This is a genomic window from Paenibacillus sp. F024 (genome assembly GCF_057814255.1).
Window position 1 is genome coordinate 147,560 of the sequence record NZ_JBVASZ010000010.1, and the last position, 26,800, is coordinate 174,359.

Below are 26,800 nucleotides of genomic sequence, written 5' to 3' on the forward strand. Positions count from 1 at the left end.
TTGAAATGGAAAGTCAATCAGGATTACGTGCTGCAGGTGTTGAGCATGCTGCTCGAAACGCCGAGTCCAAGCGGCTATTGCACAGAGATCATGAACAAGCTTGCACAAGAAGCCGGCAGACTCGGGTTTTCGATGGACTTTACGCCCAAAGGCTGCGGCATTATTGAGGTACAGGGTCACACGAAGAAGCCTGTTATCGGTCTGTCCGGTCACGTTGATACACTGGGTGCCATGGTCCGTTCGATCAAAGGGAACGGTGCCCTGCGCTTTACCCTGATCGGAGGGTATATGATGGGGTCCGTGGAGAATGAATACTGCCGTGTTCATACCCGTGACGGAAGAACCTATGACGGTACCATTTTGAGTAACAAGCCGTCGGTTCATGTTTTTTCGGATGCACGCGAGCTGAAGCGGGAAGAAGCGGTCATGGAAGTGCGTCTTGATGAAGCGGTCAGCCATGCGGATGAGGTACAAGCGCTCGGCATCGGTCCGGGGGACTTTATTTCCTTTGATCCGAGAACGCAGTTTAAAGCGAATGGATATATCAAATCGAGACATCTGGACGATAAAGCGGGAGTGGCCGCATTGTTCGGTCTGCTTGAGCTCATCAAGCGGGAGACGCTCGTGCCTGCACGTACGCTGAAGATCCTGATCAGCACTTATGAGGAAGTCGGTCACGGGGCCGCCTGGATTCCGCAGGATATCGAAGAAATGATCGCCGTCGATATGGGGGCCATAGGCGATGATCTGACATGCACCGAGTTCGATGTTTCGATTTGTGCCAAGGATTCTTCCGGTCCATATGATTATGCGATGACCACCAGGCTGATCGAGCTGGCCAAGCGGGAGGGTCTGAAGCACGCTGTTGACATTTATCCTCACTACGGCTCGGATGCATCCGCTGCGCTTCGGGCCGGCAGCAACATCCGGGCCGCGCTGATCGGACCGGGCGTGCACGCTTCCCACGCGATGGAACGGACACACATCGAAGCGATCGAACAGACAACGGCACTGCTCGCCGCTTACGTGACGGAGCCTGCCGAGCCGTATTCTATTGCGAAGGAGCGAGGAACCTCGTGAACATATTGACTGTTGAACATTTGTCCAAAAGCTATGGTGAAAAGGTGCTTTTTGACGATATTAATTTCCAGATCAATGAAAAGGAGCGAATCGGACTTGTCGGCGTGAACGGCACCGGCAAATCGACACTTCTCAAGGTCATGGCCGGACTGGAGCCTTTGGAGCAGGGCAAGCTGCTTCATTCCAATCATTTTCAAGTCGAGTACCTGCCGCAAAATCCGTCCTTCGATTCGGATTCTACCGTAATCGAACAGGTGTTTTACGGTGACACTCCGCTTATGCTGGCACTTCGGGAATACGAATGGGCGCTCGCCGAGCTGCAGCTGGCGCCCGAGGATGAGAAACGGCAGTCCAAGCTGTTTGCCGCGCAGCAGCAAATGGATATCACTGGAGCGTGGGATGCGTCGACCACAGCCAAGACCGTACTGACCAAGCTCGGCATCCGCGACTTCGGACAAAAGGTAGGTACGCTTTCCGGAGGACAGCGCAAACGTGTAGCGATGGCGCGGGTGCTCATCCAACCGGCAGATTTACTGATTCTGGATGAGCCCACTAACCATATCGACCACGAAACCGTAGAGTGGCTGGAGGACTTCCTAAGCAAGTGGAAGGGAGCCTTGCTGCTGGTTACGCATGACAGATATTTTCTGGACCGCGTGACCAACCGAATCTTTGAGCTGGACCGCGGCAAGCTTTTCAGCTATGAAGGAAATTATGGATCGTTTCTTGAGAAGAAGGCGGAACGGCTTGAGCGGGAAGCGGCGGAGGAAGATAAGCGTCAAAATCTGCTGCGCCGTGAGCTGGCGTGGCTGCGCCGGGGAGCGAAGGCTAGAACGACGAAGCAGAAGGCGCGTGTGGATCGCGTCATCGAGCTGCGCGACCGCAAAACGGACGGGCCGGCTGCGAATCTGGATATTTCGCTTGGCGCTAGCCGTCTGGGCAAAAAAATTATGGAGCTGGAGAACGTCTCCAAATCGTTCGAAAACCGTACTTTGGTAGAAGACTTCAGCTATATCGTGCTCCCGGAAGACCGTGTCGGGATTATCGGACCGAACGGCACCGGCAAATCGACGTTTTTAAACATGCTGGCCGGGCGTATCGAGCCTGATCAAGGGTCTATTGAACTCGGATCGACAGTAAAGCTGGCGTATTATACGCAGGAAAGCGTGGAAATGGATGACAAGCAGCGCGCCATCGATTATATCAAGGAGGCGGCGGAGGTCGTTCGTACGGCCAGCGGGGATACGGTAACCGCAGCGCAAATGCTTGAGCGCTTCCTGTTCACCCCTTCTCAGCAATGGACGCCGATCGGAAAGCTCTCGGGCGGAGAAAAGCGCAGGCTTTATTTGCTCCGCACACTGATGGGAGAGCCGAACGTGCTGCTGCTGGACGAACCTACCAACGACCTTGATATCCAGACGCTTACGATCCTTGAGGAGTATCTGGAGGATTTTCCGGGTGTGGTCATCACCGTATCCCATGACCGGTATTTTCTTGACCGGACGGCCGATCACTTGTTTGTGTTCGAAGGGGAAGGTCGGGTGAGCCGCTTTTATGGTAATTACACCGAATACATGGAGACAGTCAAGCAGTACAAACAAGCTGAGGCTGAGAGCAAGCGGGAATCCAAACCGGCTGAAGCATCTGAAGCTGCCGCCGGCGATAAACGCGAAAGCAGCCGTGCACGCAAGCTTTCTTATAAGGAGCAAAAGGAGTGGGACGAAATCGAAGGGGTTATCGCCGGGCTGGAGGAGCGATTGGCAATGATTAAACAGGAAATTGAAAAGGCCGGGAGCGATTACGGCAAGGTCCAGGACCTGTACCGTGAGGAGCAGGAGCTCAGCGCCAAGCTGGAGCAGACGATGGATCGGTGGGCGGAGCTGTCTGAGCTGGTGGAAGCCATTGCACAGACCAAATAGTCTGCAGAACAAAAAAAGTTTACACGTATTGGGAACCGTATGCTAATTATGCTATAATATAAATTTGGAAGCCGCCATCCGTTAAGGAGGTGCTTCAGTCTATTGCGGAAAGTAGGTTTTTGATTAGATGATTACCGTTACAAACGTCACCTTGAGATACGGAAAAAGAGCTTTATTCGAGGATGTCAACATCAAATTTACCCCTGGTAACTGCTATGGCTTGATCGGAGCTAACGGCGCCGGCAAATCGACCTTTTTGAAAATTTTGTCCGGCGAGCTGGAACCCAATAAAGGCGAAGTCAGCATTACGCCGGGCGAGCGTATGGCCGTGCTGAAGCAGAACCATTTTGAATATGAAGAAGTGGAAGTGCTCAAAACGGTCATTATGGGCCATGCTCGGTTGTTTCAAATTATGGAGGAAAAGGATGCGCTGTACGCCAAGCCGGATTTTTCCGAGGAAGACGGCATGCGCGCAGCGGAGCTGGAAGGCGAGTTTCAGGATTTGGACGGCTGGCAGGCGGAATCCGATGCGGCTGAGCTCTTGATCGGACTTGGTATTCCGAAAGATCTGCACGATGTGAAAATGAAAGAGCTCGACGGGAACCAGAAGGTACGTGTATTGCTGGCGCAAGCCCTTTTCGGAAATCCGAACATTTTGCTCCTCGACGAGCCTACGAACCATTTGAATATCGAATCGATCAACTGGCTGGAGAATTTCCTTGCCAAATTCGAAGGTACTGTCATTGTAGTATCCCACGACCGTCACTTCTTGAACCAAGTGTGTACGCATATCGCGGACATCGACTTCAGCAAAATTCAGCTGTATGTCGGCAACTACGACTTCTGGTACGAATCGAGTCAGCTGGCCTTGAAGCTCGTAAGAGAGCAGAACAAGAAAGTAGATGAGAAGCGCAAGGAACTCGAAGAGTTCATCCGGCGGTTTAGCGCGAACGCATCTAAATCGAAGCAGGCGACCTCCCGTAAGAAGACGCTGGAGAAGCTGCAGCTTGAAGACATTAAACCTTCCACAAGAAAGTATCCGTTCATCAAATTTACGCCGGAGCGTGAAGCGGGCAAGCAGCTGCTGACGGTCGACCGGATCAACAAAACCGTCGATGGACAGCTGGTGTTGAACAATATCAGCTTTACTGTGAACAAAGGCGATAAGATTGCGTTCGTTGGACCTAACGGTATTGCCAAATCCACTTTGTTCCAAATTTTGATGGGCGAGATTGAAGCGGATTCGGGCGAATTCAGCTGGGGAGTAACGACTTCGCAGGCTTATTTCCCGAAAGACAACTCGGCTTACTTTGATACAGACATGAACTTGGTCGATTGGCTGCGTCAATACTCCAAGGATCAGGACGAATCATATCTCCGCGGCTTCCTTGGACGCATGCTGTTCTCCGGTGAAGAAGCATTGAAGAAGGCGAGCGTGCTGTCCGGGGGCGAGAAGGTGCGCTGTATGCTTTCCAAAATGATGATGAGCGGCGGCAATGTGCTTATTCTGGATGAGCCGACAAACCACTTGGATCTGGAATCCATTACGGCGCTCAATAATGGATTAATCGATTTCGACGGAACGATTCTTTTTGTTTCTCATGACCATCAATTCGTGCAGACCATTGCGAACCGGATCATCGAAATTACTCCTAACGGCTTGATCGACAAGAGCATTACGTATGATGAATACTTGGAAAATGATGAGATCAAGAAGCAGCGTGAAGTGCTGTACGCATAACGAAAACAAGAAAAAGGATGAGCTGCCGCCAAGCAAGCGGTGCTCATCCTTCTTTCCCATACGGCGCGCAGGATTAGCTCCCGCCGGTACGGCGTCTTTGGTTATTTGGCTTTTTATTGTTCTGGCTGCGCATGACGGCATCGTTGCCCGCACGCTGCTGAGCGTTTCCCTTGGCTCCGTTCTGTTCTTGTTTTTTTTGCGCGAGCTTGTTTTTGATGGCATCCGCCAGGCTGATCTTGCGCGGTTCGTTTGTGTTCGTGGAGTCCGACATCTTTCACACCTGCCTTGTCATGTATAGCTACATTCTAATAGATTTGTACACATGGAAGCAACCTGTAAAAAAATAAAGCCGAGGGGAGGGGGGGCAGACGATGCTGCCGGAATGGTCAGAGAAAGATTTGCTGGAACGGTCAGCGGCTAAAGCGGAGAATAAGGGTTCCTGCTTTATATACTTTTATACACCGCTTTGCGGGACTTGTAAGGTGGGTATGCGCATGCTGGAGGTGGTAGCGGCCATGCACCCGGACATTCCTGTCGGCCTCTGCAATATCAATTACGCCCCTAGGCTGGCTAACGGTTGGCAAATTGGGAGTGTTCCTTGTCTCGTCCGGCTCGAAGGCGGGAGCCCCTCCGCACTTCTGTATCGCCTCGGGACGGTGCAGGAGCTGCGCGGGTGGATGCTCGATGAGAACAAGAATGAAGCGCGGCCGTTGTAACCATCGGCTGCAGTAATATAAAAAAAAGGAGACGATTTTATTTATGGAAACCTTCGTTTATGAACCGGGAGCAAAAGTAAGAGCTTCCTACAAAACAGGAGAATATATCGGTGAAGTGGTGGAGCAGACCTCGAACGTAAAAGCTGCAGTGAAAATTTTGGCTGTAGTCAAGCACCCGACCCAGGGTGATTTACACACGAATATGGATCCGGATGTGGCGTTCTTTCATCAGAGACGCGCTCTTGCGTACCAAGAAATTGCATTGATGCCTTTAAATACCGTCCGGCCCTACAGCGGTCCGGTACCGGATTATAAAGAATCATTGAACAACGCCCTGCAGCGCGAGACAGAAGAGCTGAAGCGGATGATTCGTTGGGCCGAGCGCTGCCTCGATGAGCTGGAGCTATTGAAAGGAGAATATAAATAGGACGGAAGTGTTAGGCTATGCTGTTTGTACTCATCGGATTATGGACGATCGGAATGCTTCTGATCGTGACCGACCCGAGGCGGCAAACGACCCGGTGGATCAGCAGCATCGCGTTTACCGGTGGGTCCGGGGCCATGGCGGCCGTGATTGGAGATCAGCTTATACCTTATTTGGACAGCCGCGGCTGGCTGACGGACCTGTTGGCGGAGCTGCTGCCCGTTGTGGAAACGGTCTGCTCCCGAATTTGTTACTACGGACTGCCTTATACCTTCCTAATGTTTGCCTTGGTTTATTATCCCGGCTATTCCTTCTGGACCAAAAGACGCTATATCCCTTGGCTGCTGCTTGTTCCGGTGGTGTTGTCATTTGCTTTTGAGCCGAAGCTGAACGAACCTATTCCTTATAGTTATGTCACTCTATGGGCAGTCCCATATATATTGACGGGCATTAGTCTGCTTGTGGCAGCCACGCTCAAGGAGCGCAATTCATTTCTTCGTCGCAGCCGGATGATGACAACGGCGGCCGCGGCGCCTACCTTATTTTTTGCGATGTTTACGCTTTATTTGCTGCCGCCCTTCTTTGAAACCTATGAATGGTGGCGTTACAATGCTTGGGTCATTGCGTTCACTTTAGCTGTAATTATCGTATCCAGCTCCCGTTACGGATTCATGGGACTTCAAATCTCGATCCAAAACCAAAAGCTCTATTATACGCTGCGCGCCATTACATCGGGAACCTCCATTTTGAACCATGCTATTAAAAATGATGTGGGCAAAATTAGGCTGTTTGGCGATAAGATCAAATCGGATGCTGTGTCCGGACAGGCGGATCCTTCGCAGGTCATTCAGGATGTGGAAGTCATCCTGCAGGCGTCTCAGCATATTTACGACATGATTTATCGCATTCAGGGACAGACCCAAGAGGTGGAGCTTGCGCCTGAAGAAATCCGTCCGGCAGAACTTATGCGGCAGTGCCTGCACATGCTGTCACCCGAGCTCTCGGGAATTGAAGTGGCTGAAGAATATAGGTATGACGGCACCATGACGGCTGATCGGCTGCTGCTCACAGAGGTTTGGACGAATGTCCTGACCAATGCATTGGAAGCAATGCCTAACGGCGGACGGCTTACGGTCAAATTGACGGAAACGAAGCGCAAAATCGTCGTCGAGATGAAGGATACCGGACCGGGAATGGAAAAGCATCAGTTAAAGCGGGTGTTTGACCCGTTCTACTCGACCAAATCAGGCAAAAAAATGAACTTCGGATTGGGCCTGTCTTACTGTTATAATATAGTTCAGAAGCACAGAGGCACAATGAGTATTCACAGCAAACCGGGTCAGGGCACCAGTGTTTTCATGCAGTTTCCAAAACGGAAACCGCTTGCGTAGGAAAGGGAGTTGGGTTGAATGGAGCAGAGCAGGATTCGTGTCGTTATCGTGGAGGATGATCCGGACTGGCTGCGCGGACTGCAAAGCTATCTGCACAAGGAGCCGGACATTGAGCTGGCCGGTCATGCGTCCTCGGGGGAAGCCGCAGTGGAGCTTCTGGAAAAAACGGAGGTCGACGTCGTTTTGATGGACATCATGATGTCCGATAGCCCGGAAGGCTTATGGGCTGCGGCGGAAATCGTCAAGTGCAGCGGCGCGCGTGTCATTATGCTTTCTTCCATGGAGGATAAGGCAATGATATTCGACGCATTCAAAGCCGGAGCCGTGGACTACATGGTCAAATCGAATTTCACCGAAATCCCGCAGGCCATCCGCAGCGCATACGCCAACCGCAGCGCCATCCATCCAAGCGCAGCCGCACACATGAGGGAGGAATTCCGGCGGCTTAAGCAGCTGGAGCAGGAGGTGCGGGTCAACGAACTCAAAAATTTGCTTACACCTACGGAAATACAGGTGCTTGATTTGATCGAAAAGGGACATACCCAAACGCAAATCGCCGACAAATTTGTGATCTCCATCCGTACCGTTAAGGTTCATGTGGGGAATATTCTCAAGAAGCTTGGCGGCAAGAGCAGTAAAGAAGCGGCGCAAAAAGCAAAGGATATGGGCATTTTGTAGCCCTTTTTAAGGAAGCGGCTGACGAGGGTGAATGCGCCCGCAGGAGGCCGTTTTTTCAATTACACTTTTCAGCCGGGTATGTGATATAGTAGGTACAGTTTGGAAGCAAGAACACGGCAAACGGAGGACAGGAAAGCGATGAGTACAAATGATAAAATTCAAATCGGCATTATCGGCGCAGGGGGAATCGGAAACGTCCATCTTCAAGAATTCGGCAAAGTGTCCGATGCGCAGATCGTCGCAATTACGGACGTGTACCAGCCTATGGCAATCGAAAGGGCCAAGCAATACAATATTCCGAAAATGTATCCTACATACCAGGAGCTGCTGCAGGATTCTAGCATTGATGCGGTCATTGTCGCCGTACCTAACGAATCTCATGCTCCGATAGCGATCGATGCCTTGCTAGCCGGCAAGCATGTACTGCTTGAGAAGCCTATGGCAATAAATTCCGCTTCGGCTAAAGAAATCATGAAGGTATATCTGAAGTCCGGTAAAGTGCTGATGATGGCGCATCAAATGCGTTGGGAATCGGTCAATCTGCAGGTAAAAGAACAAATTGACAAGGGTGCACTGGGACATATCTATAATGTCAAGGCGGGCTGGATGCGGCGCAAAGGAATTCCGGGCTGGGGCACTTGGTTTACCCGGATGAATAAATCCGGCGGCGGTCCGCTGATCGATCTGGGCGTACACATGCTTGATCTGTCGCTTCACTTCATGGGTAATCCGAAGCCGGTTTCCGTGTTCGGTACGACGTACGCGGAGTTTGGGCCTAAGAAGAGAGGCATCGGCACCTGGGGCAAGCCCGATTGGAACGGTTTCTATGATGTGGAGGATCTGGCTACGGCCTTAATCAAGCTGGATAACGGCAGCACATTGACACTGGACGTTAGCTGGGCCGCGCACACGACCTTCCAGGATAACGGACCTTACATTTATGTCATGGGTTCGGAAGGCGGAGTCTCGCTGCGCGGCGGTAAGGGTTCCTTGCACACCGAGCTTTTCGACCGTACGGCCGATGTGGAGCTTGTTGCGCAGCAGGATGATGAAGGTTCAAGAGTCAGACTGAGCCGGCATTTTATCGAGTCCATCCGAAATAACCGGGAGCCGATTACTTCAGCTATGTCGGGATTAACGAACAGTCTGATATTGGAAGCCATTTATGAATCGTCGCGCACGGGCAATGTCGTAACTCTGGATTGGAATCTGAATTAATTCCTATGAATGATCTGTTGGAGCTAAACTTACAATTATTCAGCATTATCGGTACGATTGCTTTTGCCATTTCCGGTGCGGTTGTCGCCATGGAAGAAGAATACGACATTCTTGGCGTGTTTGTTTTGGCTTTTGTCACAGCCTTTGGAGGCGGAGTCGTCCGCAATGTATTGATCGGGATACCGGTTTCCACGTTGTGGAACCAAGGCATCTTTTTAAAAATTGCGTTATTTGCCGCTTTTCTCGTTTTTATCGTACCCGTGAGCTGGATCCGCCGCTGGAAAACCTGGGAGGCACTGTTTGACGCCATCGGCTTGGCAGCCTTTTCCATCCAGGGGGCTTTGTATGCGACACAGATGAATGTGCCTCTCAGTGCCGTCATTGTGGCTGCGATGCTGACCGGAATCGGCGGGGGTATGATCCGCGACGTGCTGGCCGGCCGGAAGCCTCTGGTGCTGCGCGATGAGATTTACGCCGTATGGGCCATGCTTGCGGGTCTCCTAATAGGTTTGGGCTGGTTTCAGGGCTCTTGGCCTTTGTTATTCCTGTTCGTGCTCATTGTCACCTTGCGTATGCTTTCGGTGACCTTCCAATGGCGTTTGCCCCGGCGCTCGCTGCGACTGCAGAGGGATCATTTAGACGGTAAAAATTTATAGAGCTAAAGGAGCTTCGATGCCATATGACCTTGAGCGGATCTTGGACCGAGTGGAAACGTGTACCATCCGATGTGCTGGCACAACGATTGGAAACCGTTCGTACATTAAAAGAGCTTGAGCATGAAATGTATGAAATCGCTAAAGACAAACAAACCGGAGAGCATTATTTGCACTATTCCTATCTGCACAGGAATTTCAAGGCTGTTGGACCGCAACTGGGGCAGGAGGAAGTATTTCATCAATTGCTGCCTCTAAGCAGTGATGATGTGCTCGCTCTGCTCTTTGGAGAGCAGCTGTATGATTATCCCGATCGTTGGGATAAGGCCTTTTTAAGGAATGGTCCGGAGGGGGATTATGTTTGGTTCGATCCCTCATATGCGGCGGAAGAAGAGGAGCATAAGGCGATTGGACTTGATATCGCGCAGCAGCTCGCAGCATTCAAGGCGGCAGGGGATCTTTCCGAAGATAAGGTCCGGGAGCTTTTGGACAAACTGAACAAGGAAAAGGGAGAAAATAAGGAATAATGCGCATATTTTCCGGACGGTGATTCATCCTAAGCGTGAGTCGATCAAGGCAAGCAACAGGAGGACGATCGAAGGATGATCATGAGAACAAACCGGAAGCGCCCAGTAGTTATTATCTCCGCGGCAGTCTGCTTGCTGCTTCTTGGGGCGTGCGCAGGCAACAAGCCCGAGGCCAGCCGTCCTGGAGGAGGGATGGAGGATTACCGTCAGCAGGCGCTGTTCGACCGGGGTACGCGAAACAACGAGGACCCTTCCATGGGAGTGAAGCAGCGCTGGGTAGATGAGCAGCAAAATCGGAAGGGAACGGAGTACACCGGACGTAAGCAGCTCGATATGACAAACCCTCATTTGACGAATACGGCCGGTTTTGACCCGCAATTGGCCGAGAAGGTGAAGAGCCTCCCTGGAGTGAAAGAAGCCCAGGTACTGCTTGCCGAAGTAAACGGTTATGTAGCGGTTGTACTGGAAGGTCATAATCCGGAATCCGAAGCTTCGCCCGATATGATGAATTACCGGGTTACTCCAACGGGCGGTATGGGGATTTTTGCTTCTGAACGAGGTCCGAACCAATACTCTTGGACGGAAACAGGCGGATTATCAACCAGCTTATCGGATGAGATCCGTAAGCTGGTGCAGCAGCATGCGCCGACCAATATCGATCATGTATATGTATCGGCCAATCCGAACTTTGTGCAGCGGGTTCGCCTTTATGCTAAAGAGGAACAAGAGCGCGGCACGTTTACGGATTATATGAACGAGTTCAATACGATGATTCAATATGTATTCCCCGACGATACGAATACAAGAAAATAACAAAGTTAAAACTCCTGTGACGGTCATCCTAACCGCGTACAGGAGTTTTATTAATGCTCAAATTTGTATCCGACGCCCCATACGGTTTTTATATGTTTGGGTTTCTTGGGATCGGCCTCCAGCTTTTTTCTCAGGTTGGTGACATGCACGTCCACGGAACGTTCGGTAACGAAGGAATCGACCCCGCGAATATTATTGAGCAGCTCCTCGCGGGAGAAGACCTTGCCGGGATGAAGCCAAAAAATTTTCATAATTTCAAACTCGGAATACGTCGTCTCAATCGGGATGCCCCTCATGTAGATACAGCGCTTTTCCAAATCGAGGGTCAATTCTTTTGGGAGCGCGGTTTGCGGATCGGCGACGGCTGTTTGAACCGATTTGTTGATGGAGGAGCGTCTTAATAAGGCGGTTGTCCGAGCGGCCAGCTCACGCATGCTGAAGGGCTTGCACAGATAATCATCCGCGCCGATCATCAGCGCATTTACACGCTCGGATACTTCATTCTTGGCAGATACAATCATAATCGGCACGCTGGATAAGGAACGAAAATGCATGCAAAGCTCCAAGCCGTTCGTGTCGGGCAGCATTAGATCGAGGATCACGACGTCCGGAGGATGCTCCAAGAACATTCGTTTAGCTTGGTGACCGTCCGCTGCACGAAATACCGTATAATCTTCTTCCCCCATATAAATGGATATCATATCTGCGATCGTTTGATCATCTTCAACCAGCAATATTGTAGACATGACATGCCACCTTTCTTTATTAAGAAAATGTTAGAAAAACTAATAAATCCAGGGTATGGAATTTAAAACTTTTCTAACCTTTTGCTTTTATAATATAAAAGGAAAGATCCGCGCCTAACCTGATTCGTAGATGAAAACTTGAGCATATTATGTATGTACATTGACCTAATTAGACTCGTTAAGCTTATTCTACAGAAAATGAGAAAATATTCCAAGAAAAAACGATTGCATATGATATTGAAATAACAGCCTTTTATTACATAAATTCCCTGTGAGAGGGGATACCAAGAAGAGTGTCGTTTCTTGTTTTGGTGACACGTTAACCATTCTTGGAAGGGATGTGCGGTTCTTATGAACAACCGTTATAAGGTTCGCTCCTGCTGCAGTACTTCGGGCTGCGATTATGTTTATCATAGAGATATTGTTCAGACGATCAATCATGAATCGTCTTTTTCTTTTTGTATGGCGATGAACGGTTTGAACGAGCTTGATGTTAAAATGAAATGCCCGCAATGCGGCCAACGCATGTTTTTTTATCCGGTATCGCTTACGGCGGAGCCTTTGCATTATGAATAACCTCAATATAAATTACAGAAGGGAGACGAAGGTCATTTGACCCACGTTTCTCCCCACTTTTGTACGGCATTCATTACCTGCTCCAGCGCTTTTCCCTTATCGGTCAGCTGATATTCGATTCTAACCGGTGTTTCCGGATATACATGCCGGCTGATCAAGCCTGCTGCCTCCAGCTCCTTAAACCGCTCGGCAAGCATCCGGTCGCTCATGCCGGGGATCATCTCGGAGATATCCTTGAAACGACAGGGTCCTTCGAGCAAAGCCCGGATAATCAGACCGCTCCAGCGTTTACCGAGTATTTCGAAAGCAGCTTCGAATTTAGGGCAAAGCTGCTGCTTGGCAAATGAAGGTTGCGATTTTTCTGTCATCGTCCTCACCTCTTCTTCTTTCTATTCTAACATAATTAACTTGACAAATGTAAGGTGGTTAAAATATAATTTTACTCTTTTATTGGATTTGTTTTCTAAAATTTTCTTGAAAAATCTCTTCAAGTACAGTATAACTGCGTTAGGCAAAAAAATGATTAGATTTTGGGAGGAACTTTTACATGTATGGTGCACCGCTTTCTGGACAAGCGAAAAAAATAATGCTGCTCGGCTCGGGCGAGCTGGGTAAAGAGGTAGTGATCGAAGCGCAGCGGCTCGGCGTAGAAACCATTGCTGTGGATCGCTATGCCAATGCTCCGGCGATGCAGGTGGCTCACCGGTCTCATGTCATAAACATGCTGGACGGCGAAGAGCTTAGACGGGTCATTGAGCTGGAGAAGCCGGACTTGATCGTCCCTGAGATCGAGGCGATTGCCACCCCGACCCTTGTGGACTTGGAACGGGAAGGATATAAGGTTGTGCCGACGGCAGCTGCGGCCAGACTCACCATGGACCGCGAAGGAATCCGCAGGCTTGCGGCTGAACAGCTTGGCCTGCCGACGGCGAAGTTTGCCTTTGCCGACAGCCTGGAGGAGCTTCGCGCGGCCGTAGCGCAAATCGGGACGCCGTGCGTCATTAAACCGATTATGAGTTCGTCGGGAAAAGGGCAAAGCGTTTGCCGCACTCCGGATGATGTAGAAGCTTCCTGGAATGCTGCGATGGAAGGCGGGCGGGCCAAAAAAACCCGTGTGATCGTAGAGGAATTTATCCAATTTGATTCTGAGATCACTTTGCTTACGGTCCGTTCCGTTTCGGGTACGACGTACTGTGCGCCTATAGGCCATATTCAAAAGGATGGCGATTACATCGAATCCTGGCAGCCGCATGCTATGAGCGAAGCTCAAATTGAGGAAGCGCAGCGTATTTCAAAAGAGATTACCGATGCTCTGGGCGGGGCAGGGATTTATGGTGTCGAGCTGTTCCTGGCTCCGGACCGCGTCTATTTCAGTGAAGTGAGTCCGCGTCCGCACGATACGGGAATGGTTACGATGGTGACGCAGGATTTGTCTGAATTTGCTCTGCATGTACGGGCGATTCTGGGCTTTCCTATCCCGGCGGTTCGCCTTCTGACGCCGGGGGCATCCTATACCTTAAAAGCGGATCGGGAGACGGAGACATTCCGTATCGGGGGACTTGAAGAGGCGCTTGCGGTTCCAAATTCGCAGGTACGCGTATTCGGGAAGCCCGAAACAAAGAAAGGCCGCCGAATGGCTGTGGCGCTAAGCTCAGCCGATAATGTTGAGCAAGCGCGGAAGCAGGCTAAGGAATCGGCATCGTGTCTGCGCATGGAGTACTAATGCAGTCCTCTTTGGTATGAATCACACGTCCCGTCGCTTGACGTAGAACGTCAAAAAACGATATGATTCATATTGCAAACGGATTGCCGCTTTAATACATAAAGGAAAGAGGTGCTGAAGATGGCATATAATCCTCAAGTCGTCGATGCCAAAATCGTCAGTCACAATTCGAAGAACGGGTTATTCGAAATCGTAGCTCAGCTTAAGGACCGGACGGTTTGCCGTCTTATTTATGAACAAGACGCTTCCGGAGGCGCGAAGGCTACTCATATTAACCGTCTGCTTAAAGAGCCTTGCCCGATCTGCCGAAAAGATTATTTGTGCAACTGCATGACACGCTTTAAGGAAGATATATCCTCTCAAGCGTTGAATATGACAGGTATGCCGTAAGCTCTTCGTGCCGTCCGCAGCCCGTTTGCGGCAGTATCCGCACAAACCATAACCGGACGATATAACCCATGGGCCTTGTCGCTCATGGGTTTTAGTATTCGAAATATGCCGTTCTCCTCAAAGAGATGAAATGGCAAGTTAATCAAACAGAGGGAAAAAGGTGTGGTTCCCTTCTTCCCTCTGTGATTGATTCATCCGTTATTTGGAAGTGCTGGAATTGGAGCGATGCCCGCTGCCGTGACTGCCTTGTCCAGGTCCTCCGTACCATCCGCCATGCCAGCCACCGTGCGGACCGTACCAGCCTCCATGTGGGCCGTGCCAACCCCCATGCCAGCCCGGATGCGGCGGATAGCCCCAAGGGTGGTAGTAAGACGGATGGTGACCCGGATATGGATAGTGACCGCCAGGATACGCATAAGGAATATAAGTCATTTTTTATCTCCTCCATAAAGTTCGAATTCATGATACAACGTATGCGCTGCTGTACACTATTGATGCTTGCCCATGTAAATTGGGCGAGGTACCATGAATGCGTTGGGGATGAGTCTGCAAGGCTGCTGCATGGATTGGAAGCTGTGCTAATCTGTCGTTATCTTCAGTGTACTTTTTTTCTTTTAAAAGCAACTATGGTAAAATAAACGGATAAACATTCAAGAAGGGAGGGGTTCGATGCGCATCGGTATCGTTTCGGATACACACATGTTCGGAAGAGCCAAATCACTGCCTCAAGCCTTGGTGCAAGGTCTTCAAGGAGTGGACATGATTCTCCATGCCGGTGATTGGATTGATGAGGAAGTGGTTGATCTTTTCACTGACTTGGCCCCGGTAGACGGCGTTGCCGGTAACAATGACGGACCTGAAATCGTCCGCAGATTTGGCCGGCGCAAGGTTCTGGAGCTTGCATCATACCGCATTGGCCTGATTCACGGCGATGGGAGCCGTTCTACACCGGATACGGCCTTCCAGGCCTTCTGCAATGCGGATGGCAAGGGTACTGTGGACGTGATTCTATTCGGACATTCGCATTCGCCCCATATGGAAAGAAGAGGCGGCATGCTGCTGTTCAATCCCGGATCGCCGACCGATAAACGCCGACAGCCCCGTTATTCATTTGGCATTCTTCGCCTTGGAGACGAAGTGGAAGCCGAGCATCATTATTACGATCATAAATAAAGAATTGAAAGGAAGCGGAACTCATGGCACAGTGGAAAGAGATTACGACAAACGAGGAATGGAACACGATTTTTGAAGGAACCACTTCAAAGCCGGTTGTGGTGCTCAAGCACAGTACGGCTTGTCCGGTCAGTTCCAACGCTTTGGAGGAATTTGAAGGCTATCTGGGCAAAACGCCGAATACCGATGTCGATTACATAATGGTCAAAGTGATCGAATCCCGTCCGGTATCCAATCAAATCGCCGAGGATACGGGTGTCAAGCATGCGTCTCCACAGATTTTATATATCAAAAATAAGGAAACGATCTGGAATACCTCGCATTGGTCGATCACCAAGCAGCATATGAGTGCCGTTCTGAATTAATGACGCACCGATACAGGCAAAGGAGGGCGACCGAATGAGTGTGAAGCCGTTTTCGTTTTTTTCAGGCGCTTTGTATTCACGAAAAGTATGCCATGTGTATCTTCCTGATAGCTATGGGCAGTCTGAGGAAACGCGGTATCCCGTTATTTATTTGCTTCACGGACTGTATGGCGATGAAACCAGCTGGACCGTCAAGGGGAATGCGGAAACTACGCTGGATGGAATGATGTCTTCCGGAGCGCTCAGGGAAAGCATCGTAGTGATGATTAGCGACGGCGGGTACGGTCACGGAACGTTCTATGTGAACTGGTATGACGGCAGCGGACAGTTTGAGGATTACGTTCTGTACGACGTGATCCCCGCGATCGACCGCGAGTTTCGTACCATTGCCGACCGCTCGCATAGAGCTGTATGCGGCTTGTCCATGGGCGGTTACGGCGCTTTCGTGCTCGCACTGAGAAATCCGGAAGTCTTCGGCGCAGCCGCAAGCATATCCGGTGCGCTCATGTCTGTGAATTTAATGACGGAGCAAATGCTTCGCTCTGAGGTTGTCCGAATGATCGGTCCTGTGCATGGACCTTATGTGAAAGAGCTTGATTTACATGTGCTCGCTTCGCGCCGCGTACGGGAGGAGATCCGCCCGGCGCTGCATTTTAACTGCGGCTTCTCCGATTATTTGTATCCTTTAAACTCCGCATACAAAGCGCTTTTGGATCAGCTGGGGTATGAACATGAGTACATGGAGTTTGAAGGAGACCATGACTGGGATTATTTTGGAGGGCATTTGCCTGAAGCACTAAGGTTCATCAACCGAAGCTTCACATCGGACATAGCCTGATGGCTGCAAAGAAAGCCCGCTTCCTTGGTGTACCGGTTGGTACCGAGGCAGGTGGGCTTATTTGTCTTAATATGAATACTTAGAGTTTTTTGGCAGGGAGAGCTTCAGATAAACGGTGCATATATTCCAGGAACTGTTGTCTCTCAGCTTCGCTGAATTGCTCGAACGGCTCGGATAAAGTTTGCGCCCACAAGGCTTCGGTTTGGCGAATCACCCGTTTACCCTCTTCCGTGAGCTTCACCCATCTTACCCGGGCATCCGGATCGCTGCTTTCCCTAATGGCTAACCCCGCTTTTTCGAGACGGTCCACCATTTGCGACATGGTGCTGGATCGAACATCAAGATGCTCGGCCAGCTGTCCGATCGTCGAGGCGCCGGTGCGGTAAAGATTTCGCATCAGCAGCCATTGTACCCGGGTTAGCGAGGTTTCCTGCTGATCAAATAGTTGGGAGCGTAAATGGCGGTTAATGGTTTGTAAATACATGACAAAATGCTCGAGCGCTTCTTTGGATTCCATCATTTCACCTCATATGTATTATATGGCGAAACGAAATCACACAGCAAGAACAGTTCATCTTGTCATATCTTTGTTCAAGCTTTCATTTTGAGATATAATGTGATTCATAGCAAATTTTACGATTGAGCGGGGGAAAAGCATGAAAGTGGCAATCGCAGGGGGAACAGGCTTTATTGGAAAGCATTTGACCCAATATTTGTTAGATAAAAGGACAACGGTTATCCTGATTTCCAGACAAAAGCAAAAGTCTGAGCATCCGCTGATCCGCAATATCACTTGGGAAGATCTGGAATCGAGTGTAAAGCCTCTCGAAGGGGTGGATGCCATCGTCAACTTGGCGGGTGAAACCATTAACCAGCGGTGGACTCCAAAGGCTAAGCAGCATATCCTGCAATCGCGTCTGGATACTGTAGAACGGGTGCGAAGCATCATTGAACGCATGGAATTTAAGCCGGTGCTGGTCAATGCATCGGCCGTAGGGATCTATGGAAGCTCGGAGACAACGATTTTTACCGAAGAAAGCGATCTTCAAGTGGAAGATTTCCTTTCTAATGTGGCGGATAAATGGGAAGCCGCGGCGGAATTGATTCCGGATACACGCGTTGTCCTGCTGCGGATCGGAGTTGTTCTCGCCAATGACGGCGGGGCGCTGCCCAAAATGAGTGCTCCGTTCAGGTATGGTCTTGGCGGACGAATTGGCAGCGGCAAACAGCCGCTGTCTTGGATTCATATTCGTGATCTCGTCCGGCTGATTGAATTCTGTATTGAACAAGAAAATATAGAAGGCCCGGTAAATGCCACGGCACCGCAGCCCGTTACCAATGACGAGCTCGGCAGAACGCTGGCTAAGTGGATGAACAAGCCGTATGTGTTTCCGGTACCGGCGTTTGTGATGAAGCTTATGTTTGGAGAAATGTCCGTTCTGCTGCTGGAAGGGCAAAGGGTTGTGCCGAATGTGGCGATTAACCATGGTTTTCAATTTCACTATCCTGTACTTGAGATGGCGTTGAAGGATTTGCTGAATCAAGGAAATAAGGCGGTGAAGTAAAGGGTTATGATAGCTTACGGAGGCACGGAGATAAAAGAACTGCGATTTGAACGGATGGAGGCCCGCATCGAGCCGCGGGACGGACAATGGGTCGATATTGAGGTTTCCTTCCAGCTGGCCGAAGGAGCAAAGGCGCCGGAAGGGATTGAAGAGCTCGGTGCACTGCTCATTTGTACACGCAGCGGCGAGATCTTCGATATCGTCCCGCAAGACGAAGGCCGCGACTGTGAATTCCGCTTCACAGAATCGGAAAAGCAGCAGCTTAGGGCGTTTTATGAGCGGGAGGTTAAGCATCGGCTTGGTTAAACCGGCCGGTGAATGTATCATAGCAAAAAAGGGTTGTTCCTACTAGCAGCCGATAGGCTGCTGAGGTGACAACCCTTTTTTTATCGTTCGCTACGAACAGGTACCGGTAAGGAATACGGATTAACCCACACCGGTGAAATTCCCTTGCTACTCCTGTTTTTTCTGCAGTGCGGCTTTGAGTGCTTCTCCAAGACCAGAATTCAGCTCTATGTTGTCACTGTACTGCTTGGCTAACTGCCCCTGCTGGCGCTTCGCAGCGCGTCCGCCTTTAGGACCCGATTCACCAAGCATTTCGATCACGTTGCATGGGCGGCACTGCGCATACTTTCCGGCTTTTCCCGTATGAATCTCCATTTTCTTATGGCATTGAGGGCAGCGTTTGTTGGATAACGGAGCTTCGGCAGCGCGCTTGTATGAGCATTCCCGGCTGCTGCAAACCAACATCTTTCCGCGTTTGCCCTTGATCTCCTGCAGCGGCTTGCCGCAATCGGGACAGCGGGAGCTGGTCAAATTGTGCGGTTTGTATTCCGCGGCGCTTTCTTTCACCTGTCTGACAATCGCTTGGGTTTGCTTACGAATGCTTTCCATGAAGGCGTCGGCGTCGCCTTTTCCTTTGGATATCCGTTCGAGCTCCTGCTCCCATGCGGCAGTGAGCTCATGCGAGCGAAGCTCGGGCACCACCAGCTCGATGAGCTGAACGCCTTTACCGGTAGGCTGCAGCGTGTTCATGCGTCGTTCGATCGTATCGGTCTGCAGGAGCTTCTCAATAATATCCGCCCGTGTGGCCGGTGTCCCGAGATTATTCTTTTCCATCACTGACAGCAGCCCTGCTTCGGTATAACGGCTTGGCGGTTTGGTCGTCTGCTTCTGCAGGCTCAGACGAATGTCCTTAAGCTCCGCTCCGGCTTGAAGCGGAGGAAGCGTTTGGCGTGAGGATGCCTCATCCTCCGCCGTATCTTCATCCTCATCATCGGCAGAGACGGATCCCGAATCATACAGCGTTTTCCAGCCCGCATCACGTGTCATTCGGCCCTTGGCGTGGAAGCTTTCACCGCCGATATCGACCGTGACGGATGTCTCGTCATACCGGAAGGCAGGGTAAAACAACGCGATAAACCTGCGTACGATCATGTCATAAAGCTTGCGCTCATCCGCTGTCAGGTTGTGAAGCTGCGGCCGTTCGTCCGTAGGGATGATCGCATGGTGGTCGGATACTTTCCCATCGTCTACCATGCGCTTGGTTACCGGCAGGGGCTTGTTCAGCAGAGGCTTGACCCAGGCGGCATATGGCGGCAGCTGCAGAGCCTTAAGCCGATCCGGAAGCGTGGAGACCATATCCGATGATAGATACCGGGAATCGGTACGCGGATAGGTGACCAGTTTGTGCTGCTCGTACAGACGCTGAAGCACATTGGATGTTTGCTTGGCTGTAAATCCATATCTTTTATTGGCATCACGCTGTAATTCCGTCAAATCGTAAGCGAGCGGATGAGGCTCGGTTTTTTCGGTTGTCTTCAGCTTGCGATACGATGGCGGACCGAACGGCGTTCAGACGAGCCAGCAGCGCCTCTGCAGCCGAATTGTCGAATAGGCGTCCGTCGGGCTGCGATTTGCTGCGCCAAACGGCTTGAAAGGAGCCGAGTTGAGCGCGAAGCATCCAATAATCTTTGGCTTGGAACGCTTTAATCTGCCGTTCCCGATCCATCAGCGCCGCCAGTGTCGGTGTTTGCACCCGTCCGGCCGCCAGCTGTGCGTTATGCTTGCAGGTTAACGCGCGTGTAATATTCAACCCGATCAGCCAATCGGCCTCCGCTCGGCATACTGCGGAACGATAGAGCGGATCGTAGGAGTGTCCCGGTTTAAGAGCTGCAAATCCTTCACGGATAGCCTTATCGGTCTGCGACGAAATCCAAAGACGTTGGAACGGTTTTCTCCAGCGGATCATCTCCATAATCCAACGGGCGACCAATTCGCCTTCGCGTCCGGCATCTGTAGCAATGATCAGTTCTTTCAAATCGCTGCGCCCGGCTAATTGGGCTATGGCTTTGAATTGAGGCGTGGTCTCCCGGATGGCCTTCAGTTTCATGCGCTGCGGAAGCAGCGGGAGGTCTTCCAGGCTCCAATGTTTGTATTTGGGGTCGTAATCCTCAGGCTCGGCGAGGGTCACCAAATGCCCCAATGCCCAAGTTACCACATATGACGGCCCTTCTATATAATGCTTGTGCTTTTGTGTACATCCGAGCACACGGGCGATTTCTTTGGCCACGCTCGGTTTTTCCGCAAGAACTAATGATTTCATAATAGCTCCTTTCTGTTGCCTGTTTACGTCAGGGCAGCCTTCTCGAATCACCAGTATACAACAGTTAATCATTCCGTTAAAGCTTGCGGTAGTTCGTGGGCGTCTTTGGCTTGGATAACCTGAAGCGCACAATCCGGTTTTTCGACCGTCGGTACTCCAAATAAACGGTAAGCATAGATTATTGCATTAAGCAGTTATTTTAATTTCAAAAGGGTTTCAATATAATGGAAATAAAGCTTGGAAATCAGGGAAGGGGAGAGATTCCGGATATGAGTAAAAGCATCGTGAAATGGGGAATTATCGGCTGTGCCGATATTGCTGTACGCGCGGTTATCCCGGGAATTCAGCAATCGGATACGGGAGCAGCGTCGGCCATCGCCAGCAGAGGATTGGACAAAGCCAAGCAAACGGCCGAGAGGCTGAATATACCCAGAGCGTACGGAAGCTATGAAGAGCTGCTGGCTGATCCGGAAATCGATGCGGTTTATATCCCGCTTCCGAATCACTTGCACAAGGAATGGACGATCCGTGCCGCCGAAGCGGGCAAGCATGTGCTGTGCGAGAAGCCGGCAGCGCTTGACGCCCGGGAGGCGGAGGAAATGGCGGCGGCTTGCAGGAGGGCCGGGGTAACCTTTGCCGAGGCCTTCATGTATCGTTATCATCCGCGTTACAAGATGATCAAGGATATCATTCGATCCGGAGAAATCGGCGAGATCCGCGGAATTCACGGCGCTTTTACGTTTAATAACGCCAAGGATGCCGCCAATGTAAGATACAAACGCGTTATGGGAGGCGGCTCTGTCTACGATGTAGGCGTTTATCCAATCAGCGCCGCCCGCCTTATTCTTGAACAAGAGCCGGAAGCGGCTGCAGTACACGCCTTCTTCTCACCGGAGCATGATCATGTCGATATGATGGCTTCGGGATTGCTTGAATTCGCAAACGGTGTTGCATTGACGTTTGATTGCGGGATGTGGGCAGACGGGCGCAACAGATTGGAGATTATCGGCACGGAAGGCCGGATTGAGGTCCCTTCAGCCTTTGTGGCGCACAAGGACGAACGGGATCACTTCTATGTGACGATTCATGGGGCACGACGCGAGGTTGAGGTTCCGTACGTAAACCAATACGCGCTGCAAGCCGATGCGGTTAGCCGGCATATTTTATACGGTGAACCTCTGCCATTTGAGCCCGCCGATGCCATATCGAATATGCGGGTTGTCGATGCCTGCTTGATGTCGGCCACAGAACGCAGGCGCGTTGAATTATAGGGAGGAATCAGGCGGTGGAAACCATAATGATTCAGAACCTGGATAAACCGGTATCCCGATTAATTCAAGGCTCGGATTTTTTCAAGGAAGAGACGTATGGCAAGGTTTGCCGCGTGCTGGATAGTTTCGTGGCGATCGGAGGAAATACCATCGATACGGCACACATTTATTGCGGCGGGGAAAGCGAGAAGACGATCGGGAAATGGATGAAGGAATGTGGCAATCGCAGGGACGTCATGATCTTGACGAAAGGGGCTCACCACGATCACAACGGTCCCCGGGTAAACCCGGATGCCATCCGGCGTGATTTGGAGGAAAGCTTGGAGCGTCTGGGTACCGATTATATAGATCTGTACGCACTGCACCGCGATAATCCTGCGGTACCTGTAAGCGAAATCATGCTTGCGCTGAATGAGCAGCTCTCCTCTGGACGGATTAAGGCGATCGGATGCTCCAATTGGTCCGTCACAAGGCTCCAGGAGGCTAACGATTATGCAGCATCCAACGGGCTTAACGGTTTTAGCTTCAACAGTCCGAATTTGAGCTTGGCTAAGGTCAATGAACCCTATTGGGCCGGCTGCGTATCCGCGGCTTCGGCCGATCTTGCATGGCACGAGGATAATCAGCTTCCGCTGCTGTCATGGTCCTCCCAGGCCAGGGGATTTTTTACGGGCAGGTTCACACCGGAGATAAAGGAGAATGCGGATATCGTACGTGTCTTCTACAATGATGCGAATTGGGAGCGTCTGCGTCGTGCAGAGCAGATGGCGAAGGAGAAAGGAGTCAGCGCCATTCAAATTGCGCTGGCATATGTACTGAACCAGCCTTTCCCATCCTGCGCGATCATCGGCGCCCAATCGGATGCGGAACTGGAATCGTGCAGTCAGGCGGCGGCCATCCGTTTAACCCCGGATGAAGTACATTGGCTCGAACATGGGTGACTTATAAGGATACAATGCTACTACAGTGTCTCTTCCCGCTCATGTTACTTTCTGAGCGGGAAGAGGTCTGTTGACATTACAGAAATTAAGTTAGGGTATCGGGGTTAATGCGGTTTTGCATGATCCGACACAAATAGACGCATTTGCAGGCTCTTTCATAGTTTTCTATGTCTGAAGGTGGTATAATAATCGAACAGACGCCATCATCTGGAAGTGAGTGATACCGGCCGCATGAATGTGAAGGAACAATTTGGAAATATGGACATTAATCTGTTCGACCAGCTGCTCAAAGGGCGGATCGTCCCCGGCATGCGCATCCTTGATGCAGGCTGCGGAGAAGGACGCAATCTGGTCTATTTCTTGCAGGAAGACTATGACGTGTTCGCTGTGGACCGTTCGGAACAAGCGATTCATAAGGTCCGCAAGCTGGCGCTGGAATTGAATAATGAGCTGCCGGAGGAGCAGTTTCGTGTGGAACCGGTGGAGAAGCTGAGCTTCGCCAACGATGCTTTCGATGTCGTGATTTCCTGCGCTGTGCTGCATTTTGCGGAAGATGAACGGCACTTCCAACGGATGGTTTCGGAGATGTGGCGAGTACTTAAACCGGGCGGTCTGTTCTTTGCGCGTCTTGCTTCCAGTATCGGAATGGAGAATCAGGTTCGTCCGCTTGGAGGCCATCGCTTTGAGCTGCCCGACGGCAGCGAACGGTATCTGGTAGACGCCGAAGCGCTCCACCATATGACGGATAAATTGCACGGTCAATTTGTGGATCCGCTAAAAACGGTAATGGTGGAGGGGCAGCGATGCATGACGACCTGGTGTATGAAAAAGCCGCATATTTTGTTTTTTGATCCGATTCAGGATATTCTTGAAGAGACAACAGAAGAAGAGCCCCGCGAAGACGGAGCAGAAATTGGCCTCATGGAAAGGAGAACAACATGAAATTAAGAGTATCGGCAGTCCAATATCATCTGCATACCATTCACAGCTTTGAGGAATTTGCAGCTCAAGTGACTCATTATGTCAAAACAGCAGAGGAATTCGAATCGGATTTCGTATTATTTCCCGAGCTGTTCACAACGCAATTAATGTCGATCGGCAAAGACGGAAGCAAACAGGCGCTTTCGATTAATGAACTGCCTTCCTTCACGGAGCAGTATATGGAGTTGTTCAAGTCACTTGCCGCGGAAACCGGCATGCATATTATCGGTGGAACGCATATCATCGAGGAACAAGGCAAATTATTCAATACGGCGTACCTTTTTTATCCGGACGGACGGGTTGGAGAGCAGCGGAAGCTGCATATCACACCAACCGAGGTGAAAGAATGGAATATGCAGGCCGGCGACGGACTTCACGTGTTTGATACCGATAAAGGCCGTATCGCGATGCTGATTTGCTACGATATGGAGTTCCCGGAGATTGTACGTATGGCCAAAGCCCGTGGAGCGGACGTGCTGTTCTGTCCTTCCTGCACGGATGACCGGCATGGCTTTCACCGGGTACGGTATACTTGTCATGCGCGTACGATTGAGAATCAGGTATATGTGGTTACAACAGGTACAGTCGGTTCGCTGCCGACGGTCGATTTTATGCGCGGTAATTATGGACAGGCGGCGATCATTACGCCTAACGACGTTCCCTTTCCGCCGGGCGGCATCATGACGGCAGGTGAAATTAACGGCGATATGGTCATCACAGGAGATCTCGATCTGTCATTGCTGTACGAAGTGCGGGAGAAAGGCTCCGTTACGACTTGGAGAGACCGCCGGACGGATTTGTATACGGACTGGAGTTAATTCAGAAAGGAGCGCCCAGATGTCGTTTTACCGCAAGGAACTTTATGTGTTCGATCAGGAGCGTTCCGTGAAGGCAACGATCCGTTCCTATACCGAAAATGATTTTGAAGGCATGATCCGGATTCAGCAGGAAAGCTTTCCTCCGCCCTTTCCTTCGGAGCTCTGGTGGAACGAAGAGCAGCTGGCAAACCACGTAAAGTTGTTTCCGGAAGGCGCGCTTTGTGTGGAAATCGATGGAGAGCTGGCCGCTTCAATTACCGGACTGAGGGTAAATTTCGATCCGGCTAGCGCGGACCATACGTGGGAAGAAATTACGGACGGCGGTTATATCCGTAATCATGACCCTAATGGAAACACATTGTATATCGTCGATATTTCCGCCCGTCCTGCATACAGAAAGCTGGGGCTTGGCAAATGGCTGATGATGTCGATGTACGAGGTTGTCGTGCAGCTGAAGCTGGAAAGGCTGCTGGGCGGCGGACGGCTTCCCGGTTATCATAAGCATGCCGATACCATGCCGGCAGAGGTGTATGTACGCCATGTGCTTGAAGGGAAACTGAAGGATCCGGTAATGACATTTCTCCTTCGCTGCGGCCGTACGCCGGTCAAGCTGGTGGAAAACTATCTGGAAGATGAAGAGTCTCATAATTATGCCATGCTGATGGAATGGCGCAATCCATTTTTACAGCAGAGTGGAAAGTAATGTTTAAGGCTCCCTTAATTGGTTACAATGATCAATTGTACAAGTAATCGATAGGAGGGGCCGTTATGAGAAATAAAGCACTTAATGCCGCATGCGTCGTTGTATTGATGTTGCTGCTGGTTGGCTGTCAAGCAGATCCCCGAACATGGTTCGGATCAGGCGGCGAACAAAAGAATCCGAAACAAGAAATGAACGACAGCGCGGCTGTCATGGCTCAAAAAGGCAGGGATGAGGTCCAAGTGCAGCTGGTCGGTCTTAAGGGCAATCCGGTTGGCCAAGCCAAGCTTACGCAGGTAAGCGAAGGCGTTCGTATAGAGCTGGAAACGGAGCAGTTGACCCCGGGCAAGCATGGCTTTCATGTCCACGAGAACGGCAAGTGCGAAGGGCCGGATTTCAAAACGGCAGGGGGGCATTTTAATCCGCAGGGCCATAAGCATGGGATGGGCCATTCCCAAGGCTCGCATGCCGGAGATCTTCCGAATCTGGAGGCCAATTCGCAAGGCAAGGTTCAATTTGAATACATTGCAAAGCAGCTGACGCTGGAGCCCAATCAACCGAACTCCCTCTTAAAGCCCGGAGGTACTGCCTTAATCATACATGAAAAAGCGGATGACAATGTGACCGAACCGGCAGGGAATGCCGGGGCCCGGATTGCTTGCGGCGTGATTCAATAGCAACTCCCCTGGATCGGTTCAGGGATTCCGAATACAATAGCATACACCGTTTAATAACCTGTCCCCTCTTGCTTAGCATAGAGGGGCTATTTTTTTTGTACGGTATCAAGGGATGGTGAAAATGAGCTCCGACTCAAGAAGATAAAGGCTCTTCGCGCTACTGGGTGGGTGGATGGCTATTAACGAGAGTCATAACCCTTCCGCTTGCTTGGAGAATCTCATAGGCAAAAGAAGCCGTCAAGAAGAGCGCTTGACCGCTCCTTTTGCCTAT

30 protein-coding genes and 1 pseudogene are annotated in these 26,800 nt (G+C 50.9%); 25 read left to right on the plus strand and 6 right to left on the minus strand.

Annotated elements, in window-relative coordinates:
• The first annotated feature begins 45 nt into the window (after positions 1–45).
• The 3 genes from ACZYR9_RS12755 (at position 46) to abc-f (ending at position 4,740) form a co-directional block, all read left to right on the plus strand.
• A complete protein-coding gene (locus ACZYR9_RS12755; protein ID WP_488978908.1) occupies positions 46–1,080 on the plus strand; it encodes a M42 family metallopeptidase in 1,035 nt (344 codons plus the stop codon).
• Positions 1,077–2,999 (plus strand): ABC-F family ATP-binding cassette domain-containing protein, encoded by a 1,923-nt coding sequence (locus ACZYR9_RS12760; RefSeq protein WP_488978873.1) that lies wholly within the window; start codon positions 1,077–1,079, stop codon positions 2,997–2,999. The genes ACZYR9_RS12755 and ACZYR9_RS12760 overlap by 4 nt, the downstream gene beginning before the upstream one ends.
• A 127-nt stretch (positions 3,000–3,126) precedes the next feature.
• Positions 3,127–4,740 carry a ribosomal protection-like ABC-F family protein gene (gene abc-f, locus ACZYR9_RS12765; RefSeq protein ID WP_488978874.1) on the plus strand — a complete coding sequence of 538 codons (1,614 nt, stop codon included), beginning with the start codon at positions 3,127–3,129 and terminating at the stop codon, positions 4,738–4,740.
• 73 nt (positions 4,741–4,813) lie between these two features.
• On the opposite strand, the gene ACZYR9_RS12770 is transcribed toward abc-f, so the two are convergent.
• Positions 4,814–5,011, minus strand: a complete 198-nt coding sequence (locus tag ACZYR9_RS12770) for a hypothetical protein (RefSeq protein ID WP_488978875.1) — start codon at positions 5,009–5,011, stop codon at positions 4,814–4,816.
• Between the two features lie 100 nt (positions 5,012–5,111).
• Here ACZYR9_RS12770 and ACZYR9_RS12775 point away from each other — a divergent pair, with 100 nt between their 5' ends.
• The 8 genes from ACZYR9_RS12775 (at position 5,112) to ACZYR9_RS12810 (ending at position 11,160) form a co-directional block, all read left to right on the plus strand.
• Positions 5,112–5,456 carry a thioredoxin family protein gene (locus ACZYR9_RS12775; protein ID WP_488978876.1) on the plus strand — a complete coding sequence of 115 codons (345 nt, stop codon included), beginning with the start codon at positions 5,112–5,114 and terminating at the stop codon, positions 5,454–5,456.
• 43 nt (positions 5,457–5,499) lie between these two features.
• Positions 5,500–5,883 (plus strand): kinase-associated lipoprotein KapB, encoded by a 384-nt coding sequence (gene kapB / locus ACZYR9_RS12780; RefSeq protein WP_488978877.1) that lies wholly within the window; start codon positions 5,500–5,502, stop codon positions 5,881–5,883.
• 17 nt (positions 5,884–5,900) lie between these two features.
• Positions 5,901–7,271 carry a sensor histidine kinase gene (locus ACZYR9_RS12785; protein ID WP_488978878.1) on the plus strand — a complete coding sequence of 457 codons (1,371 nt, stop codon included), beginning with the start codon at positions 5,901–5,903 and terminating at the stop codon, positions 7,269–7,271.
• Between the two features lie 18 nt (positions 7,272–7,289).
• On the plus strand, positions 7,290–7,949 hold the full coding sequence (locus tag ACZYR9_RS12790; RefSeq protein ID WP_488978879.1) for a response regulator: 660 nt from the start codon (positions 7,290–7,292) through the stop codon (positions 7,947–7,949).
• Positions 7,950–8,087: 138 nt separating this feature from the next.
• Positions 8,088–9,167, plus strand: coding sequence for a Gfo/Idh/MocA family protein (locus ACZYR9_RS12795; RefSeq protein ID WP_488978880.1), 1,080 nt, complete (start codon positions 8,088–8,090; stop codon positions 9,165–9,167).
• A 5-nt stretch (positions 9,168–9,172) separates the two neighbouring features.
• Entirely contained in the window at positions 9,173–9,823 is a 651-nt protein-coding gene (locus ACZYR9_RS12800) for a trimeric intracellular cation channel family protein (RefSeq protein ID WP_488978881.1), read from the plus strand.
• A gap of 23 nt (positions 9,824–9,846) precedes the next feature.
• Positions 9,847–10,347: a hypothetical protein gene (locus tag ACZYR9_RS12805; RefSeq protein WP_488978882.1), complete on the plus strand. Its 501-nt coding sequence runs from the start codon at positions 9,847–9,849 to the stop codon at positions 10,345–10,347.
• Between the two features lie 75 nt (positions 10,348–10,422).
• Complete coding sequence (locus tag ACZYR9_RS12810) at positions 10,423–11,160, plus strand: YhcN/YlaJ family sporulation lipoprotein (protein ID WP_488978883.1); 738 nt, start codon at positions 10,423–10,425, stop codon at positions 11,158–11,160.
• A 50-nt stretch (positions 11,161–11,210) separates the two neighbouring features.
• Here ACZYR9_RS12810 and ACZYR9_RS12815 read toward each other — a convergent pair whose 3' ends face one another.
• Entirely contained in the window at positions 11,211–11,906 is a 696-nt protein-coding gene (locus tag ACZYR9_RS12815) for a response regulator transcription factor (RefSeq protein ID WP_488978884.1), read from the minus strand.
• Between the two features lie 351 nt (positions 11,907–12,257).
• On the opposite strand from ACZYR9_RS12815, the gene ACZYR9_RS12820 reads away from it, so the two are divergent.
• The gene (locus ACZYR9_RS12820; RefSeq protein WP_488978885.1) at positions 12,258–12,482 is read left to right on the plus strand and encodes a hypothetical protein; all 225 of its coding nucleotides are present in this window, start codon (positions 12,258–12,260) and stop codon (positions 12,480–12,482) included.
• 32 nt (positions 12,483–12,514) lie between these two features.
• Here the strand turns inward: ACZYR9_RS12820 and ACZYR9_RS12825 are convergent, their stop codons facing one another.
• Entirely contained in the window at positions 12,515–12,850 is a 336-nt protein-coding gene (locus ACZYR9_RS12825) for a winged helix-turn-helix transcriptional regulator (RefSeq protein ID WP_488978886.1), read from the minus strand.
• Positions 12,851–13,029: 179 nt separating this feature from the next.
• On the opposite strand from ACZYR9_RS12825, the gene purT reads away from it, so the two are divergent.
• Together purT and ACZYR9_RS12835 are read left to right on the plus strand one after the other, a co-directional pair.
• Positions 13,030–14,205 carry a formate-dependent phosphoribosylglycinamide formyltransferase gene (gene purT / locus ACZYR9_RS12830; RefSeq protein ID WP_488978887.1) on the plus strand — a complete coding sequence of 392 codons (1,176 nt, stop codon included), beginning with the start codon at positions 13,030–13,032 and terminating at the stop codon, positions 14,203–14,205.
• Positions 14,206–14,325: 120 nt separating this feature from the next.
• Positions 14,326–14,595: a hypothetical protein gene (locus ACZYR9_RS12835; RefSeq protein ID WP_488978888.1), complete on the plus strand. Its 270-nt coding sequence runs from the start codon at positions 14,326–14,328 to the stop codon at positions 14,593–14,595.
• A 198-nt stretch (positions 14,596–14,793) separates the two neighbouring features.
• On the opposite strand, the gene ACZYR9_RS12840 is transcribed toward ACZYR9_RS12835, so the two are convergent.
• Positions 14,794–15,027, minus strand: a complete 234-nt coding sequence (locus ACZYR9_RS12840; protein ID WP_488978889.1) for a hypothetical protein — start codon at positions 15,025–15,027, stop codon at positions 14,794–14,796.
• 237 nt (positions 15,028–15,264) lie between these two features.
• Between ACZYR9_RS12840 and ACZYR9_RS12845 the strand changes: the two genes are divergently transcribed.
• From ACZYR9_RS12845 to ACZYR9_RS12855, 3 genes are read left to right on the plus strand one after another with little or no spacing between them, the layout of a single operon-like run.
• Positions 15,265–15,768 carry a metallophosphoesterase family protein gene (locus tag ACZYR9_RS12845; RefSeq protein WP_488978890.1) on the plus strand — a complete coding sequence of 168 codons (504 nt, stop codon included), beginning with the start codon at positions 15,265–15,267 and terminating at the stop codon, positions 15,766–15,768.
• 23 nt (positions 15,769–15,791) lie between these two features.
• On the plus strand, positions 15,792–16,133 hold the full coding sequence (ytxJ, locus tag ACZYR9_RS12850) for a bacillithiol system redox-active protein YtxJ (protein WP_488978891.1): 342 nt from the start codon (positions 15,792–15,794) through the stop codon (positions 16,131–16,133).
• A 34-nt stretch (positions 16,134–16,167) separates the two neighbouring features.
• Entirely contained in the window at positions 16,168–16,971 is an 804-nt protein-coding gene (locus ACZYR9_RS12855; protein WP_488978892.1) for an alpha/beta hydrolase, read from the plus strand.
• Between the two features lie 79 nt (positions 16,972–17,050).
• Here ACZYR9_RS12855 and ACZYR9_RS12860 read toward each other — a convergent pair whose 3' ends face one another.
• On the minus strand, positions 17,051–17,491 hold the full coding sequence (locus tag ACZYR9_RS12860) for a MarR family winged helix-turn-helix transcriptional regulator (RefSeq protein ID WP_488978893.1): 441 nt from the start codon (positions 17,489–17,491) through the stop codon (positions 17,051–17,053).
• Positions 17,492–17,627: 136 nt separating this feature from the next.
• Between ACZYR9_RS12860 and ACZYR9_RS12865 the strand changes: the two genes are divergently transcribed.
• The gene (locus ACZYR9_RS12865) at positions 17,628–18,536 is read left to right on the plus strand and encodes a TIGR01777 family oxidoreductase (RefSeq protein ID WP_488978894.1); all 909 of its coding nucleotides are present in this window, start codon (positions 17,628–17,630) and stop codon (positions 18,534–18,536) included.
• 6 nt (positions 18,537–18,542) lie between these two features.
• Positions 18,543–18,842, plus strand: coding sequence for a hypothetical protein (locus ACZYR9_RS12870; protein WP_488978895.1), 300 nt, complete (start codon positions 18,543–18,545; stop codon positions 18,840–18,842).
• A gap of 147 nt (positions 18,843–18,989) precedes the next feature.
• Here the strand turns inward: ACZYR9_RS12870 and ACZYR9_RS12875 are convergent.
• Positions 18,990–21,141: pseudogene (locus ACZYR9_RS12875) on the minus strand (DNA topoisomerase III).
• Between the two features lie 269 nt (positions 21,142–21,410).
• On the opposite strand from ACZYR9_RS12875, the gene ACZYR9_RS12880 reads away from it, so the two are divergent.
• From ACZYR9_RS12880 to ACZYR9_RS12905, 6 genes are all read left to right on the plus strand, one after another.
• Positions 21,411–22,412, plus strand: coding sequence for a Gfo/Idh/MocA family protein (locus tag ACZYR9_RS12880; RefSeq protein WP_488978896.1), 1,002 nt, complete (start codon positions 21,411–21,413; stop codon positions 22,410–22,412).
• Positions 22,413–22,426: 14 nt separating this feature from the next.
• Entirely contained in the window at positions 22,427–23,353 is a 927-nt protein-coding gene (locus ACZYR9_RS12885; protein WP_488978897.1) for an aldo/keto reductase, read from the plus strand.
• A gap of 231 nt (positions 23,354–23,584) precedes the next feature.
• The gene (locus ACZYR9_RS12890; RefSeq protein WP_488978898.1) at positions 23,585–24,295 is read left to right on the plus strand and encodes a class I SAM-dependent methyltransferase; all 711 of its coding nucleotides are present in this window, start codon (positions 23,585–23,587) and stop codon (positions 24,293–24,295) included.
• Positions 24,292–25,152 carry a carbon-nitrogen hydrolase family protein gene (locus ACZYR9_RS12895; protein WP_488978899.1) on the plus strand — a complete coding sequence of 287 codons (861 nt, stop codon included), beginning with the start codon at positions 24,292–24,294 and terminating at the stop codon, positions 25,150–25,152. Before ACZYR9_RS12890 ends, ACZYR9_RS12895 begins: the two co-directional genes overlap by 4 nt.
• A 19-nt stretch (positions 25,153–25,171) precedes the next feature.
• Positions 25,172–25,855 carry a GNAT family N-acetyltransferase gene (locus ACZYR9_RS12900; RefSeq protein WP_488978900.1) on the plus strand — a complete coding sequence of 228 codons (684 nt, stop codon included), beginning with the start codon at positions 25,172–25,174 and terminating at the stop codon, positions 25,853–25,855.
• 65 nt (positions 25,856–25,920) lie between these two features.
• Positions 25,921–26,529 (plus strand): superoxide dismutase family protein, encoded by a 609-nt coding sequence (locus ACZYR9_RS12905; RefSeq protein ID WP_488978901.1) that lies wholly within the window; start codon positions 25,921–25,923, stop codon positions 26,527–26,529.
• Positions 26,530–26,800 lie beyond the last annotated feature (271 nt).